Here is a 13,492-nt window from a genome sequence, read left to right as displayed (position 1 = left end):
GGTTTGAGACCGAACAAAGGAAAAATCCGTGGCGAACCACTTGTACAAAAACGACCTGCCGGATGGGCTGGATTTGGGCCCGGTCGTGGCGATCGACTGTGAAACCATGGGTTTGAATCCGCATCGGGACAGGTTGTGCGTTATCCAGATGTCGGGTGGCGATGGGCACAGCCATATCGTTCAAGTCGAAAATGGGCAGACATCAGCTCCGAACCTGTGTGCCATGCTGGAAAATCCAGATGTGCTGAAGCTGTTTCATTTCGGGCGATTTGACATCGCGGCCATGTACCACACATTCGGTGCGCTGGCGGCGCCGGTCTATTGCACCAAGATCGCCAGCCGACTGGTACGCACCTATACAGACCGACACGGGCTGAAGAACCTGTGCCAGGAACTGATCGGCGTCGACATCTCGAAACAGCAGCAAATGAGCGACTGGGGTGCGGAAAACCTGACCGAGGCTCAGCTGGACTATGCCGCCTCGGACGTTCTGTACCTGCATCAGTTGCGCGATGCGCTGAACGGTCGTCTGGCACGCGAGGGCCGGACCGAGATGGCGCAGGCCTGTTTTGATTTCCTGCCGATGCGTGCCAAGCTGGACCTCGCCGGCTGGCCTGAAACGGATATTTTTGCGCACTCATGACTGACAACGAATCCTTTCTGAAAACCGCGCGGCAGGTCATCACTGACGAAGCCCGTGCGCTTGACGTTCTGGCGGACGGCCTGGATGAGAATTTTGCCACTGCCGTGCAGATGATCCTGCAGGCAACCGGTCGGATCATTGTCAGCGGGATCGGCAAATCGGGACATATCGGCCACAAGATCGCGGCGACGCTGGCGAGTACCGGGACACCCGCCTATTTCGTGCACCCGGCCGAGGCAAGCCACGGCGATCTGGGCATGGTGTCGAAGGGCGATGTGGTTCTGGCGATTTCGAACTCGGGCGAGGCACCGGAACTGGCCAATCTTCTGGCCTTTACCCGGCGGTTCGGCATCCCTCTGATCGGTCTGTCCAGCAAGCCCGAAAGCACGTTGATGAAACAGGCGGACGTGCATCTGCTGATCCCGTCGATGGGTGAGGCCTGCGGCTTTGGCATGGTGCCTTCGATTTCGACGACGCTGACGCTTGCAATGGGGGATGCGCTGGCGATTGCCTTGATGAAGTACCGCGATTTCCGGCCTGAAAACTTCCGTGACTTCCACCCCGGCGGCAAACTCGGCGCGCAGCTCAGCAAGGTTCGCGATCTGATGCATACCGACACGCCGATCGTTTCCTCGGGCACGCCGATGAGCGAGGCGTTGCTGGTCATGAGCCAGAAGGGTTTTGGCGTTGTCGGCGTTAGTGATGCCGAGGGGCGGTTGCTGGGCATCGTGACCGATGGCGACCTGCGGCGGCATATGCAGGGTCTGCTTGACCTGACCGTCGATCAGGTGATGACCGAGAACCCGCGTACCATCGGACCGGGTGAACTGGCCGAGAGCGCCGTGGCTCTGATGACGATGCAGACGCCCAAGATTACCTGTTTGTTTGTGGTCGATCCGGCCTCGGGCGGGCGGGCTGAAGGCATTTTGCACATTCACGATTGCCTGCGCGTCGGGTTGGGCTGAAAGGTGGAAACTGTGGACCGCTATTCCCGCATGGTACAGTTCTTGAAGGTGCTGTTGCCACTGGTGGCTATCCTGATGCTGTCCACGGTGTTCCTTCTGTCCCGCAGCATCGAGACAGACGTGTCGGTTCCATTCCCGCAAACGGAAATCAACGATCGCCTTGCCGACCAGGTTATTACTCAGCCCGACTACCGGGGCATAACCCGCAAGGGCGAAGACGTGCATATCAAGGCCATACAGGCGGCCAAAGGGGCCGAAGGATCGGTCCCGACTGCGGCCGAGTTTCGGGGGCGTCTGGGGCTGTTGAATGGCGGTGTCATAACATTGGATTCAAATTCGGGCATGATCCGACCTGACAAAAAGACGGCAACTTTTGTCGGCGATGTTGTCATAACCACTACGGACGGCATCCAGGTCACCACGGATTTGTTGAACACCTCGTTGGATGAAATCCGCGGGGACACACCGGGTCAGGTTAACGGAACCGGACCGATCGGTGATTTCTCGGCTGGGCGCATGACATTTGGGACTGAAAAAAAGGATGGACCGGTCCATATTGTTTTTACAGATGGCGTAAAGCTGGTGTATGAGCCGGCAAAAGCAGAAAGATGAAGTGTGTTTGATTTTCGAATTGCCCTTGTTTGCATCGCTCTGGTGACGAGTGCCGTTTCCGCGACCGCGCAGGAAACGCAGGTGGCGTTTGGGTCGACCCAGGCGGACCCCAGTTTGCCTGTCGAAGTGACGTCGGAAACACTCAACGTCAATCAGGAAAACGGATCGGCCGAGTTTCTGGGAAATGTCATCGTGATTCAGGGCGAAATGCGTCTGACTGCAGAACGGGTTCTGGTCATCTACAACAACGAGCGTTCGGCGATCGAGCGGCTAGAGGCCACGGAAGACGTGGTTCTGGTAAGCCCTCCCGACGCGGCGCAGGGGGATTGGGCCGAATATACGATTGATTCCGGTGTGATCCTGATGAAGGGCAATGTTCTTCTGACACAGGGGCCAAGCGTCATCAGCGGCGATCAGATGAATGCCAACCTGACTACCGGCACCGCAACCATGACCGGTCGGGTGAAAACGATCCTGCAACAGGGCAACAACTGATGGCACGACCCAACCTATCCGTTGCCGACGGCACCTCGGGTCTCAGAATCGAGAAACTGCGAAAGTCCTATCGCAAGAAGACCGTGATCCGGGATGTTTCGATGACACTGGGCCGGTCCGAAGTTGTGGCTTTGCTCGGTCCCAACGGGTCGGGCAAGACGACGACGTTCTATTCTGTCGCCGGGTTGGTTTTCCCCGAGGCGGGCACGGTCACGCTGGACGGGCACAATGTCACGACTTTGCCGATGTACCGGCGGGCTCGGATGGGGATCGGTTATCTGCCTCAGGAGATGTCGATTTTTCGCGGCATGAGCGTCGAGGACAATATCGCCGCTGTGCTGGACATAACCGTCAGCCACGCCCATCGCCGCAAGGAACGTCTGGAAGAACTTTTGTCCGATTTCTCGATCGAGCATTTGCGGCGGGCCCCGGCCCTGGCTTTGTCAGGGGGGGAAAGACGCCGGGTGGAAATCGCCCGCTGCCTGGCTGCCGATCCCAAGTATTTGCTTTTGGATGAACCGTTTGCGGGTGTGGACCCTATCAGTGTTGGGGATATCCGGCATTTGGTTGCCGACCTGAAAAAGCGCGGAATTGGTGTTTTGATCACGGATCACAACGTCCGCGAAACGCTGGAAATTGTGGACAGGGCCTACATCCTGCATGACGGAAAGATGCTGATGTCCGGCACGCCGGACGAAGTTGTTGAAAACGAGAATGTGCGCCGCGTGTATCTGGGTGAAAACTTCAGGATTTCATAGGCTTGCGCTGATCTGCACTTGCTGCATGTCGGAAATTACACAAATACGCTTTTGTTTTGATTGACTCTTCCGCCGCCTCTTGGCTCAATTGGCTCATGGCAGTTTTGCGGTTCCAGTCTGGATCACGATATCCCTTCTCCGAAGGGCGCGATGGCAGACAACCACAAAACATGTCGCTACCCCCCACCCGATAAAAACAAGCTCGCCGCGTAACGTGGCGTCAGAATGGGTGTGAATTGTGAAGGAGATCACATGCGTTACCAAATCAGCGGAAAACAGATCGACATCGGCGCGGCGCTGCAGACCCACGTGCAGACCGAGCTGGGCGAGGTTGTGGGTAAGTATGCCCAGCGCCCGACGGACGCCGCCGTCGTCTTTTCCCGTTCAGCGCATGAATATGTATGCGAGACCACGGTGCATCTGTCGACGGGCCTGACCGCCCAGGCCAAGGCCCACGCAATCGAGATATATGCGGCATTCGAGGCTTGCTGCGACAAAATGGAGACACAACTGCGCAGATACAAGCGCCGCCTGAAAGACCACCATAAGGATCGATCCGAGCCGGTTGAACTCTTCGGCGCGTCCTCATATATCCTCGCCTCTAATGAATCGGAGACGGCTGACGAACCCGAATCGCTGCAGCCCATGATTGTGGCTGAGATGGAAACAAAGATACCATCTCTCAGCGTTGGCGAAGCTGTTATGCAAATGGAACTTGCAGGCGCCCCGGTGCTGGTGTTCCGTAATGAAAACAAGGACGGATTGAATGTCGTGTATCGCCGGGATGACGGCAATATCGGGTGGATCGATCCGTAACAGGCAAGATTGAAAGACGGGCCCCGGTTTTGGCCGGGGCAACGTCATGGAGCGTGATCATGGAGCTGTCGAGCATACTGAAGCCCAAAGCCGTACGTGTATTGTCATCTGCTTCCAGCAAGAAGCGGTTGTTTCAGGAAATCAGCGATGTCGCTGCCGCCACCCTTGGGCTGGACGCGCAGGAAGTTGTGGACAGCCTGCTGGAGCGTGAAAGCCTCGGCCCGACCGGGGTTGGCCATGGCGTGGCGCTGCCACATGCGAGATTGCCGCAGCTTCAGGCCGTTTCGGGCGTATTCGTCATGCTGGAAAAGCCTATTGATTTCGGTTCGGTCGACCGTCAGCCAGTCGACATTGCCTTTTCGTTGTTTGCGCCGGAAGAAGCGGGTGTCGATCATCTCAAGGCTTTGGCGCTTGTGTCGCGGACCTTGCGTGACACATCTGTCTGCGCAAAGTTGCGGGCAAATCCTGACCCCGTCAAACTTTATGCCATTCTGACTGAAGCGCAGTCGATGCAGGCTGCGTAACCTGGCTCTATTGAAAAAGCCCCCGCTATCCGGAGGCTTTGTTGCGGCCCGAGGCGATCAGCCGCCTGTGCCCATTTCCAGTGTCCACCAGATTTTGCCGCCTTTTTCCTGATGCCAGGCAAAGCCCATCTGGCTTGCCTTCGGATCCATGATGACGGCGCGCGGGCCGGGCTCCTGCATCCATGCGGCCAGGGTTTCGGTCTCGGTCTCGTAGGTTTCCGATATCGCTTCGCCCAGGAAGGTCCCGAAGTAGCCTGCGCGCGCGGCGCGATCGATGGGCGAGGATCCGTCCGATCCGAAATGCCAGGGGCGGTTCTGACGGGCCATGTCTTTGGAATGGGTGGCTGCGGCCGCATTCAGTTGGGCATTCAGTTGAACCGGTTGCAGGCCCGAGGCCTGACGGAGTGCATTCACCGAATCCAACATGCGGAATTGTAGTTTATCGGTGCTGCCGCGAATCTTGTAGACTGTCGGCAACGGCCGCCCGTCGGCCCCCAAGGCTGTGGTTGAGGTGTCCGTGCATGCCGCCAGTGCGACAAGGCAAATAACTAGCAGAGAAAGGATACGCGTCATGGTCGACCTGATAATTGTGTTATCAACGGGCATAGCGTGACTGAACGCGCTGGGCAAACGTACAATGGCCACAACCCGCGTGATTCTGCCGGTTTGATTTGCGACTGAAGCATTCTGGCAATAAAATGATCCGAAATTTCCAAGTCACCTAAGCAAAGGACCCTTTGTCATGGTCAAAAAACGTATTCAGCCCTCGACCCGCCGCGGATTTCTGGCAGGTGCGACGGCCGTGCTGGCCACGCCGGCAATCGCCCAGTACATTCCTGGAGACCCATTGCGTCCTGCTCCGGAAGCAGAACCGGCGGTTCGCCGCAATGTTTCGGGCTTCCGGGCGTTGGACTGGCAGCCCTATTTTTCCAATACCAGAAACGGTGCCATTTTGGTCGATACCGTCTCGCGGGCGCTGCATTATTGGTCAGATGATCAATCTGTATACAAACTCTACCCATCTTCGGTTCCATTGACCGAAGAACTGACCCGCCGCGGACGGACGAGCGTGATCCGGAAGGTCGAAGGCCCAAGCTGGTCGCCGACGCCGTCGATGAAGAAGCGAAATCCGGAATGGCCCGACTATATCCCGCCTGGTCCGGATAACCCTTTGGGAACACATGCTTTGTATCTGAGCTGGAAATATTATCGCATTCACGGCACCCATGACACGCGCAAAATCGGGCGCCGGTCTTCAAACGGCTGTATCGGCCTGTTCAACGAGGACATTGCCGAGCTGTTTTCTATGGCGAAGGTTGGCACGCAAGTGTTGCTAATTTGACGACATTTTCATGCACGAACCCGCTTGGCGATCAAGTTGCAATTGCAATCCCTGCGCATTGCTGATTAGAAAAAAACACGAGGTAAGTCTTAGATGTGTGACTCCACTAATCGGAATCACGCAAATCCTGGAGGTTAATATGAAAAAACTCGTTCTCGCCGCTGCTCTGACCGCTGCTGCTTCGACTGCCTATGCTGGCAACCTGGAAGAGCCGGTTGTAGAGGCACCTGTCGTTGTCGAAGAAACCCAAGGTTCGTCGCAGGGTATCATCCTGCCGCTGATCCTGCTGGTTGTTGTTGCCGCAGCTGTTGCAGCAAGCTAATTCGACAAGCTGATCAAAGAAAAGGCGGTGGATTTATCCATCGCCTTTTTTTGTGTCCGGTCCGTGGGTCGTTCAGTCCAGCCAGCCCCTGAGATTGTCTTCGATCACCGCGCCAAGTGCGGCGATATGCGAATCATCGGCGTTGAGGCATGGGATATAAGTAAAGCCCTCGCCGCCGGCCTCCTCAAAGCTTTCCCGAATTTCTTCGTTGATTTCTTCCAGCGTTTCGATGCAGTCGGCTGAAAAGGCCGGGGCGATTACCGCGATGTTCTTTTTGCCCTGCCGCGCCAGATCGGCGACGTGATCGACGGTGTAGGGCTTCAGCCATTCCTCGGGTCCGAACCTGGACTGGAACGTCGAAACCAGCTGATCGTCTGTCCAGCCCAGCCGCTCTTTCAGCAATCTGGTCGTTTTTGCGCATTGGCAGTGATAGGGGTCGCCTTGCTGCAAATAGCGTTCCGGCATCCCGTGATAGGAACAGACGAGAATGTCGGGCCTCGTCTCCATCTCTGCATAAGCGCGCTCAACCGACCCCGCCAATGCGTCGATGTAGGCAGGTTCGTCAAAATACGCGGGTACGGTCCGGGTGGCCGGTTGCCAGACCTCCTCCATCAGCGCCCGGAAGAACTGATCATTTGCTGTCGCTGTCGTGGCTCCCGCGTATTGCGGGTAGAGCGGGAAGAACAGGATGCGGTCACAGCCCGCCGCCACCATCTCGCTTACTTTGGACTTGGTCGAAGGGTTGCCATAGCGCATGCAGAAATCGACCATCACCTGATCGCCGTAACGATCTTGCATTGCGTTGCGCAGCTTGGCTGTCTGGTCCTTGGTGATCGTCATCAACGGGCTTTCGCCCTCGTCGTGATTCCAGATCGATTTGTAGGCCTCACCCGAGCTGAACGGGCGCTTGGTCAGGATGATCCCCTGCAGGATCGGTTGCCACTTCCACTTTGGATAGTCGATCACGCGTTGATCCGACAGAAACTCGTTCAAATAACGCCGCATCGGCCAATAGCTGTAGTCATCCGGCGTGCCGAGATTTGCCAGCAGGATTCCGACGCGGCCCGTTTTGACCTTTGGGTGGTCGGCTGGTGCATGGTCGGGGCGGGTTGCGTCAGTCATTTAAGCTTCCTGAGTTTTTGTGGTCCGGCCTGAGATAAACGGAAATGCCCGGCGGTCAATCGGACAGTTTGCCTTCTTTTGTCCCTAAAGCTTCAGCTAGTCGCATGCGGGCGGACCCGGGGCGCAACGGTTGCGGTTGGCTGTCGTGCGGGGACCAGCCTGTCAGGCAGATCAATTCGAACGTCGCCAGCAGACGGCCCTGAGGCGACGCAAAGTGGCGGTTGTAGATGGTCTGGGCTTTGTCAAAGATAAGGCGTTGAGTCGGGTATTTCAGACGGGCGGTCAGAATATTGGTCTCACCCATTGCGCGAAGATCGTGCATCAGGTGCATCAGGTCACGGTATTCCGCTGTCACGGTAGCCCTGTCGGCCACGGGCAATGCAAATCCGGCCCGCTGCAATAGCCCACCCAGATCCCGCAGTTCTGCCATCGGGGCGATGCGGGGGCTGAGCCCCCCGGTTACTTCGATCTCGGCCTGGCCCAGGGCTGCACGCAGTTCGTGCAGGGTTTCACCACCGGGACAGACGCCCAGCAGCAGCCCGTCCGGGCGCAGGGCGTGACGGCATTGGATCAATTGCCCGACCGGGTCATTGGCCCAGTGCAGCGCCATCGCGTGAATAACCAGATCATGCGATCCGCGCTCCAGCTTCAGAACCTCATTATCCGCGATGATGGTGGCAGCAGGCAGAAAGTCGCGCCAGAGATGCGGGAACGGAGTGATAATCGCCGGTGCCGTAAAGCTTCTGTTAACCATCAAAAGCCGATCCTGCACCTCATCCATGGCAGCGTGATGCAGGAACAACGCATCGTCCCGGGCACGGGCGCGGCGCATGGTCAGTATCGAGCGATCAAACGGCGAGGGTGCAGTGTCGGCAGGCAGTTTCATGGGTCGCAAGTATCGCATGTGGCAGCGGATTCAAACCGTTGTTGCACTGATCTACCCGCCGCGTTGCCTGGGATGCGGCGTATTGACGGAATCCGACTTTGGTTTGTGCGGCTCCTGTTGGCGTGACACGCCATTCATCGGCGGGACCGTCTGCGAAACCTGCGGAATGCCGATAGAGGGCGAGGCGGATGGTCACAGAATCGAGTGCGACGATTGTCTGGCGAGCCCCCGACCATGGAGGGACGGGCGCGCAGCGCTGTTGTATCAGGGTCAGGCACGATCGCTGATCCTGAGCTTTAAGCACGGTGACAGGCCCGAACTGGCCCGAACAGCGGCCCTTTGGATGGCGCGGGCAGGCCAAGATCTGTTTCGCGACGAGATGCTGATCGCACCTGTCCCGTTGCACTGGTCGCGCCTGCTGAAACGGCGATACAATCAGTCTGCCCTGCTGGCGCAAAGTCTGGCCCGTGAAACCGGCCTGGACATGTGTCCGGACCTGCTGGTGCGTCGAACAAAAACCCCGGTTCTGGATGGCAAAACCGCAGCGGAACGGGCGGACATCCTGTCAGATGCGATCGCAGTTCACCCCAAGCGGCGAAACCTGCTGACAGGCCGCGATATCCTTCTGGTGGATGACGTGATGACATCCGGCGCGACTTTGGCAGCCTGTACCCGGGCATGCCAGATCGCGGGGGCAAATCATATTTTCGTGTTGGTACTGGCGCGCGTTGCCAAGGATGCCTAATTCGCTCAAGATTGCGCGAAATCTAGGGAACGGAACATGAAGCCGGTAGAAATCTACACCTCGCCGCTATGCGGCTTTTGCCACGCTGCCAAACGCCTGCTCAAGCAGAAGGGTATCGATTTCAAGGAAATCGATGTCCTGATGGACCCCAAGCGAAAACCAGAGATGATCAAACGGGCCTCGGGTAAACGCACGGTGCCTCAGATCTTTGTAGGTGACATCCATGTCGGCGGTTGCGATGACCTGTACGAGCTGGATCGGCAGGGCAAGCTGGACCGTCTGCTGGCGGCCTGATGAAAACGGCGCTGTTGCAAATCACTTCGTCGGATGACCCGGCAGAAAACCTCATTATGGTGCGCGCCATGATGGCCGATGCGGCAGCGCAGGGCGCGCAGTTTGTCCTGACGCCCGAGGTCACGAATTGCGTCTCGACAAGCACCACACGGCAGCGCGAAGTTTTGCAGCACGAAGAAGATGACATCACGCTGGCCGGCCTGCGAGAACAGGCCGCCACGCTTGGTGTCTGGCTGCTGATCGGCTCGCTGGCGGTCAGGACCCATGACGCAGATGGGCGATTCGCCAACCGGTCCTTCCTGATCGACCCGAAGGGTCAGATCGTGGCCCGCTATGACAAGATTCACATGTTCGACGTGCAGGTCACCGAGTCTGAGACCTTCCGCGAATCCAGGAACTATCGGCCAGGCGACAAGGCAGTGATTGCCGAGACCGATTTCGGCAAGGTTGGCATGACTGTCTGCTATGACATTCGCTTCCCGCAACTTTACGCGGCGCTGGCGCAGTCCGGCGCGCGGATTCTGACTGTTCCGGCGGCTTTTTCACCGGTTACCGGCGCGGCCCATTGGGAACCGTTGTTGCGCGCGCGCGCGATTGAGACCGGCTGTTGGGTTCTGGCCCCGGCGCAAACGGGTGAGCATCCGAAAACCCGCGGCAGGACCCGTCATACCTATGGCCACAGCCTGGTTGTGGCCCCTTGGGGAGAGGTGCTGATCGACGCAGGTAACGATCCGGGCATTCACATTTTCGATTTGGATGATAGTTCTGTGACACAGGCGCGCAGCCGTGTGCCCTCATTGACTCACGTGCGGCCTTTCGACGGGCCCTGATCCAGAACCGGAATATGACGGACGAGAAAAATGCCCTCGCGGTCACGCTTTTCAGCGAGATCCTGACCGCCGATCAGCTTTTGCGCAACCGGCTCAGCCGGGTGCTGCCCAAGGGCATGGAGATCTCGCATTTCTCGGTGCTGAACCATCTGGTCTTTGTCGGAGACGAGCGCAGCCCGGCGCAACTGGCCAACACATTCCATGTGACCCGAGGTGCGATGACCAACACTTTGGCCAAGCTGGAATGGGCCGGATACATCCACATTCGACCCGACTGGGACGATGCCCGTCGTAAGATGGTGGCGATCAGCCCCGCCGGCCGCCGTGCGCGCGATCAGGCGATTTCGTCGATTGCACCGCTGATCAACCGAGTGGTCGGAGAGTTGGGTCTGGAGCGGGTCCGCAGCACCCTGCCCGTGTTGCGGGATTTGCGGTTGCAGCTTGAGGGTGAATAGGGGCAATTCGGCATCCAGCGTCAGATGGGCGCTTGCCCCCATCTCGAACAGCTCAGCCCGGCTTCACGCTTGCGGTCACGTAATTCACGCTGAGGTCGCGGTCAGAAATTGACCAATTCCACAGGATTGGGTTGAACACGAACCCCTTGCGGTCGACCGGGTCCAGCCCTGCCTGGCGCAGCAGGTCGAACAATTCGTCTGGTGTGATGAACTTGTTCCACTCATGAGTGCCGCGCGGCAGCCAGCGCATGACCACTTCGGCTCCGAAAATCGCCATGGCGTAGGATTTCGGATTGCGGTTGATGGTCGAACAGATCTGCAGTCCGCCGCGTTTCAGCAGGTGCTGGGTCGCCGTCAGGTAGCTGAGCGGATCAGCAACGTGTTCGACAACTTCCATGTTCAGGACAACGTCGAACTGTTCGCCTGACTCGGCCAGCGATTCGGCCGTTGTGTGGCGATAGTCGATTTGCAGCCCGGATTGTTCCGCATGAATACGTGCGACGGGCAGGTTGCCTGCGGCGGCGTCGGCGCCGACGACTTCGGCCCCCAGTCGGGACATCGGCTCGCTCAGCAATCCGCCACCGCAGCCGATATCCAGAAGACGCAGGCCTTCAAAGGGTTCAGGGTCCTTCAGGTCGCGATCGAACTCGCCCGCAATCTGTTGTGTGATATAGTCCAGACGGCACGGATTCAGCATGTGCAATGGCTTGAATTTACCATGCGGATCCCACCATTCCGCGGCCATCGCTTCGAATTTTGCGATCTCGGAAGGGTCGACCGTGTTCGGATGCGCTTGCATTCCTGTCTCCGTATGCTCTTTTACCCGTAAGGACTATATAGGCCAATAATGGACAAGTACCCGGACCAAAAGCGCGCAGTTCAATATCTCTACCCGCCGACCGACCCGTTCGATCAGCGGATGGTGGATGTGGGCGACGGGCATCGCATCTATATGGAACAATGCGGCAATCCCGACGGGATACCGGTCGTGGTTTTGCATGGCGGCCCGGGTGGCGGCTGCAGTCCGGCGATGCGCCGCTATTTTGATCCTGATGTTTACCGGGTGATTCTTTTCGACCAGCGCGGCTGTGGCCGGTCCCGGCCCCACGCTGCGGTCGAGGACAACACGACATGGCATCTGGTTGACGATATCGAACGCTTGCGGGTTTTGCTGGACATACATGAGTGGATCGTTTTTGGCGGCAGCTGGGGGGCCACCTTGGCGCTGATCTACGCGCAGGCCCATCCGGATCACGTTGCCCGTCTGGTGCTGCGTGGCGTGTTCCTGATGACAAAGGCCGAACTGGACTGGTTCTATGGCGGTGGGGCCGGAAAATTCTGGCCCGAGCAGTGGGCGAAATTCACGTCCCTGCTGCCCGAATCTGAACTGCACGATACAATCACCGCCTATCACAAACGCCTGTTTTCAGGCGATCGCGCGACCGAAATCCTGTATGCCCGCGCCTGGTCCAGTTGGGAGAATGCGCTGGCTTCGATCCATTCCAACGGATCGACCGGGGAAAGCCCCGGAGAGTATGCGCGCGCCTTTGCTCGGCTTGAAAACCACTATTTCATGAATGGTGGATTTCTTGAGAAAGACGGCCAGATTCTGGATCGGATGGATCGGATCGCACATATTCCCGGCCATATCGTTCAAGGTCGCTATGACATGATCTGCCCGCCGCAGGCAGCCTGGAATCTGGCCGACCGTTGGTCCAACGCCGAGCTGAAAATGGTGCGGCAGGCAGGCCACGCCCTCTCTGAGCCCGGAATTAGCGCCGAACTGGTCCGTATCATGGACCGTGTGGCCGAGGAGGCTGTAGCATGACACGGATCGACCGCCGAGCCCTGTTTGCGTCGGGTGCCGCTGCCGCTCTGCTGGCGGCGACCGGAGCTTCGCTGGCGGATACGCCGAAATCGGGCGGGGCCTTGCGGTTGGCCGTGCCCCGTGATGACAGCCTCGAGCAAGTGGCGCGCGGCGCGGTGTTCGACACGCTGACCGAGATTGCGCCGGATGGCACCTTGCGTGCAGAACTGGCAACCAGTTGGCAAACCGATGCCGAGGCGCGCGTTTGGAATTTCGAGCTGCGCCGGGACGTTCTGTTTCACGATGGCGCGGTTTTGGAAATGGGTGATGTTCTGGCCGTTCTGGAAGAAGTCGGACAGGCCAAAGCGCTTTCCCTGACTTCGATACGATTGGAATTGGCCGCGGCCAATCCGGGCCTGCCGTTTCTTCTGGCCGACAGTCGGTTTGTCATTACACGCAAGGGGCCGGGGGTCACGCCACTGCACGCCGCGAACGGGACGGGGTGTTACCGTGTCGAGCGTGCCGAGGATGGCCGCCATTTCCTCGGGCGCAAGGTGAACGGTCACTACAAGGACGGACGGGCCGGTTGGGCGGACTCCGTGGAAATCATCGTCATTCCGGATCCAAATGTCCGCGCTGAAGCATTGCGGGATGGGTATGTCGACATCGCTGCCTTGCCTGCCTCGGAGGGGCTGAAGGGCCAGAGAGGTCTGCGGTTTTATCCCGCCGAATCGAAGATGGCACTGGCGTTGGCCGCTCATGTAGGGATGCCCCGCCAGATCGGAATGGGCCGCGCGCTGGACGACGGGCGCATCGCCGAAAGGTGGTGGGTGGCGTAATTCCGTTCAGTGTGACCTGCCGGGGGTTGCAGTTTCG

The 13,492-nt window shown here is 58.4% G+C and carries 19 protein-coding genes; 15 read left to right on the top strand and 4 right to left on the bottom strand.

Annotated features, from left to right (window positions below):
• The first annotated feature begins 28 nt into the window (after window positions 1–28).
• From ACR3EQ_RS12535 to ACR3EQ_RS12505, 7 genes are all read left to right on the top strand, one after another.
• The gene (locus ACR3EQ_RS12535) at window positions 29–643 is read left to right on the top strand and encodes a ribonuclease D (RefSeq protein WP_170615531.1); all 615 of its coding nucleotides are present in this window, start codon (window positions 29–31) and stop codon (window positions 641–643) included.
• Entirely contained in the window at window positions 640–1,608 is a 969-nt protein-coding gene (locus tag ACR3EQ_RS12530; protein ID WP_170615529.1) for a KpsF/GutQ family sugar-phosphate isomerase, read from the top strand. The genes ACR3EQ_RS12535 and ACR3EQ_RS12530 overlap by 4 nt, the downstream gene beginning before the upstream one ends.
• A 12-nt stretch (window positions 1,609–1,620) precedes the next feature.
• The gene (lptC, locus tag ACR3EQ_RS12525) at window positions 1,621–2,220 is read left to right on the top strand and encodes an LPS export ABC transporter periplasmic protein LptC (RefSeq protein ID WP_170619590.1); all 600 of its coding nucleotides are present in this window, start codon (window positions 1,621–1,623) and stop codon (window positions 2,218–2,220) included.
• 3 nt (window positions 2,221–2,223) lie between these two features.
• On the top strand, window positions 2,224–2,715 hold the full coding sequence (locus tag ACR3EQ_RS12520; RefSeq protein ID WP_170615525.1) for an LptA/OstA family protein: 492 nt from the start codon (window positions 2,224–2,226) through the stop codon (window positions 2,713–2,715).
• Entirely contained in the window at window positions 2,715–3,473 is a 759-nt protein-coding gene (gene lptB / locus ACR3EQ_RS12515) for an LPS export ABC transporter ATP-binding protein (RefSeq protein WP_170615523.1), read from the top strand. The genes ACR3EQ_RS12520 and lptB overlap by 1 nt, the downstream gene beginning before the upstream one ends.
• Before the next feature lie 252 nt (window positions 3,474–3,725).
• Window positions 3,726–4,289, top strand: coding sequence for a ribosome hibernation-promoting factor, HPF/YfiA family (gene hpf / locus ACR3EQ_RS12510; protein WP_170615521.1), 564 nt, complete (start codon window positions 3,726–3,728; stop codon window positions 4,287–4,289).
• A gap of 59 nt (window positions 4,290–4,348) precedes the next feature.
• On the top strand, window positions 4,349–4,813 hold the full coding sequence (locus tag ACR3EQ_RS12505) for a PTS sugar transporter subunit IIA (protein ID WP_480490805.1): 465 nt from the start codon (window positions 4,349–4,351) through the stop codon (window positions 4,811–4,813).
• A 57-nt stretch (window positions 4,814–4,870) separates the two neighbouring features.
• On the opposite strand, the gene dalA is transcribed toward ACR3EQ_RS12505, so the two are convergent.
• Window positions 4,871–5,386 (bottom strand): divisome-associated lipoprotein DalA, encoded by a 516-nt coding sequence (gene dalA, locus ACR3EQ_RS12500; RefSeq protein WP_170615517.1) that lies wholly within the window; start codon window positions 5,384–5,386, stop codon window positions 4,871–4,873.
• Window positions 5,387–5,555: 169 nt separating this feature from the next.
• Between dalA and ACR3EQ_RS12495 the strand changes: the two genes are divergently transcribed.
• The gene (locus ACR3EQ_RS12495) at window positions 5,556–6,155 is read left to right on the top strand and encodes a L,D-transpeptidase (protein WP_321250490.1); all 600 of its coding nucleotides are present in this window, start codon (window positions 5,556–5,558) and stop codon (window positions 6,153–6,155) included.
• A gap of 139 nt (window positions 6,156–6,294) precedes the next feature.
• Complete coding sequence (locus tag ACR3EQ_RS12490; RefSeq protein WP_010442520.1) at window positions 6,295–6,477, top strand: hypothetical protein; 183 nt, start codon at window positions 6,295–6,297, stop codon at window positions 6,475–6,477.
• A 72-nt stretch (window positions 6,478–6,549) separates the two neighbouring features.
• Here ACR3EQ_RS12490 and hemH read toward each other — a convergent pair whose 3' ends face one another.
• The gene (hemH, locus tag ACR3EQ_RS12485) at window positions 6,550–7,599 is read right to left on the bottom strand and encodes a ferrochelatase (protein WP_480490802.1); all 1,050 of its coding nucleotides are present in this window, start codon (window positions 7,597–7,599) and stop codon (window positions 6,550–6,552) included.
• 55 nt (window positions 7,600–7,654) lie between these two features.
• The gene (locus ACR3EQ_RS12480; RefSeq protein WP_480490801.1) at window positions 7,655–8,485 is read right to left on the bottom strand and encodes a methyltransferase domain-containing protein; all 831 of its coding nucleotides are present in this window, start codon (window positions 8,483–8,485) and stop codon (window positions 7,655–7,657) included.
• On the opposite strand from ACR3EQ_RS12480, the gene ACR3EQ_RS12475 reads away from it, so the two are divergent.
• From ACR3EQ_RS12475 to ACR3EQ_RS12460, 4 genes are read left to right on the top strand one after another with little or no spacing between them, the layout of a single operon-like run.
• On the top strand, window positions 8,484–9,230 hold the full coding sequence (locus ACR3EQ_RS12475; RefSeq protein WP_480441703.1) for a double zinc ribbon domain-containing protein: 747 nt from the start codon (window positions 8,484–8,486) through the stop codon (window positions 9,228–9,230). The two genes, ACR3EQ_RS12480 and ACR3EQ_RS12475, sit on opposite strands and share 2 nt — an antisense overlap.
• Before the next feature lie 36 nt (window positions 9,231–9,266).
• Window positions 9,267–9,524 (top strand): glutaredoxin 3, encoded by a 258-nt coding sequence (grxC, locus tag ACR3EQ_RS12470; RefSeq protein ID WP_170615509.1) that lies wholly within the window; start codon window positions 9,267–9,269, stop codon window positions 9,522–9,524.
• Window positions 9,524–10,354 carry a carbon-nitrogen hydrolase family protein gene (locus ACR3EQ_RS12465; protein WP_170615507.1) on the top strand — a complete coding sequence of 277 codons (831 nt, stop codon included), beginning with the start codon at window positions 9,524–9,526 and terminating at the stop codon, window positions 10,352–10,354. The genes grxC and ACR3EQ_RS12465 overlap by 1 nt, the downstream gene beginning before the upstream one ends.
• 14 nt (window positions 10,355–10,368) lie before the next feature.
• Window positions 10,369–10,809 (top strand): MarR family winged helix-turn-helix transcriptional regulator, encoded by a 441-nt coding sequence (locus ACR3EQ_RS12460; protein WP_010442526.1) that lies wholly within the window; start codon window positions 10,369–10,371, stop codon window positions 10,807–10,809.
• Between the two features lie 52 nt (window positions 10,810–10,861).
• Here the strand turns inward: ACR3EQ_RS12460 and ubiG are convergent, their stop codons facing one another.
• On the bottom strand, window positions 10,862–11,608 hold the full coding sequence (ubiG, locus tag ACR3EQ_RS12455; RefSeq protein WP_170615505.1) for a bifunctional 2-polyprenyl-6-hydroxyphenol methylase/3-demethylubiquinol 3-O-methyltransferase UbiG: 747 nt from the start codon (window positions 11,606–11,608) through the stop codon (window positions 10,862–10,864).
• 48 nt (window positions 11,609–11,656) lie between these two features.
• On the opposite strand from ubiG, the gene pip reads away from it, so the two are divergent.
• Window positions 11,657–12,637: a prolyl aminopeptidase gene (pip, locus tag ACR3EQ_RS12450; RefSeq protein ID WP_170619593.1), complete on the top strand. Its 981-nt coding sequence runs from the start codon at window positions 11,657–11,659 to the stop codon at window positions 12,635–12,637.
• Window positions 12,634–13,455 (top strand): ABC transporter substrate-binding protein, encoded by an 822-nt coding sequence (locus ACR3EQ_RS12445; RefSeq protein ID WP_480490798.1) that lies wholly within the window; start codon window positions 12,634–12,636, stop codon window positions 13,453–13,455. Before pip ends, ACR3EQ_RS12445 begins: the two co-directional genes overlap by 4 nt.
• The last annotated feature ends 37 nt before the right edge of the window (window positions 13,456–13,492 follow it).

The sequence above is a fragment of the Ruegeria sp. AN11 genome, assembly GCF_056536005.1.
The sequence above is the reverse complement of the archived record's forward strand: the minus strand, read 5'-3'. Positions and strand labels throughout refer to the sequence as shown.

Coding starts and splice junctions, on each gene's coding strand:
- grxC (WP_170615509.1), top strand. CDS start 9,267: ATGAAGCCGGTAGAAATCTACACCTCGCCGCTATGCGGCTTTTGCCAC.
- dalA (WP_170615517.1), bottom strand. CDS start 5,386: ATGACGCGTATCCTTTCTCTGCTAGTTATTTGCCTTGTCGCACTGGCG.
- ACR3EQ_RS12490 (WP_010442520.1), top strand. CDS start 6,295: ATGAAAAAACTCGTTCTCGCCGCTGCTCTGACCGCTGCTGCTTCGACT.
- pip (WP_170619593.1), top strand. CDS start 11,657: ATGGACAAGTACCCGGACCAAAAGCGCGCAGTTCAATATCTCTACCCG.
- hpf (WP_170615521.1), top strand. CDS start 3,726: ATGCGTTACCAAATCAGCGGAAAACAGATCGACATCGGCGCGGCGCTG.
- ACR3EQ_RS12495 (WP_321250490.1), top strand. CDS start 5,556: ATGGTCAAAAAACGTATTCAGCCCTCGACCCGCCGCGGATTTCTGGCA.
- ACR3EQ_RS12445 (WP_480490798.1), top strand. CDS start 12,634: ATGACACGGATCGACCGCCGAGCCCTGTTTGCGTCGGGTGCCGCTGCC.
- hemH (WP_480490802.1), bottom strand. CDS start 7,599: ATGACTGACGCAACCCGCCCCGACCATGCACCAGCCGACCACCCAAAG.
- ACR3EQ_RS12530 (WP_170615529.1), top strand. CDS start 640: ATGACTGACAACGAATCCTTTCTGAAAACCGCGCGGCAGGTCATCACT.
- ACR3EQ_RS12480 (WP_480490801.1), bottom strand. CDS start 8,485: ATGAAACTGCCTGCCGACACTGCACCCTCGCCGTTTGATCGCTCGATA.
- ACR3EQ_RS12475 (WP_480441703.1), top strand. CDS start 8,484: ATGGGTCGCAAGTATCGCATGTGGCAGCGGATTCAAACCGTTGTTGCA.
- ubiG (WP_170615505.1), bottom strand. CDS start 11,608: ATGCAAGCGCATCCGAACACGGTCGACCCTTCCGAGATCGCAAAATTC.
- ACR3EQ_RS12460 (WP_010442526.1), top strand. CDS start 10,369: ATGACGGACGAGAAAAATGCCCTCGCGGTCACGCTTTTCAGCGAGATC.
- ACR3EQ_RS12465 (WP_170615507.1), top strand. CDS start 9,524: ATGAAAACGGCGCTGTTGCAAATCACTTCGTCGGATGACCCGGCAGAA.
- lptB (WP_170615523.1), top strand. CDS start 2,715: ATGGCACGACCCAACCTATCCGTTGCCGACGGCACCTCGGGTCTCAGA.
- ACR3EQ_RS12505 (WP_480490805.1), top strand. CDS start 4,349: ATGGAGCTGTCGAGCATACTGAAGCCCAAAGCCGTACGTGTATTGTCA.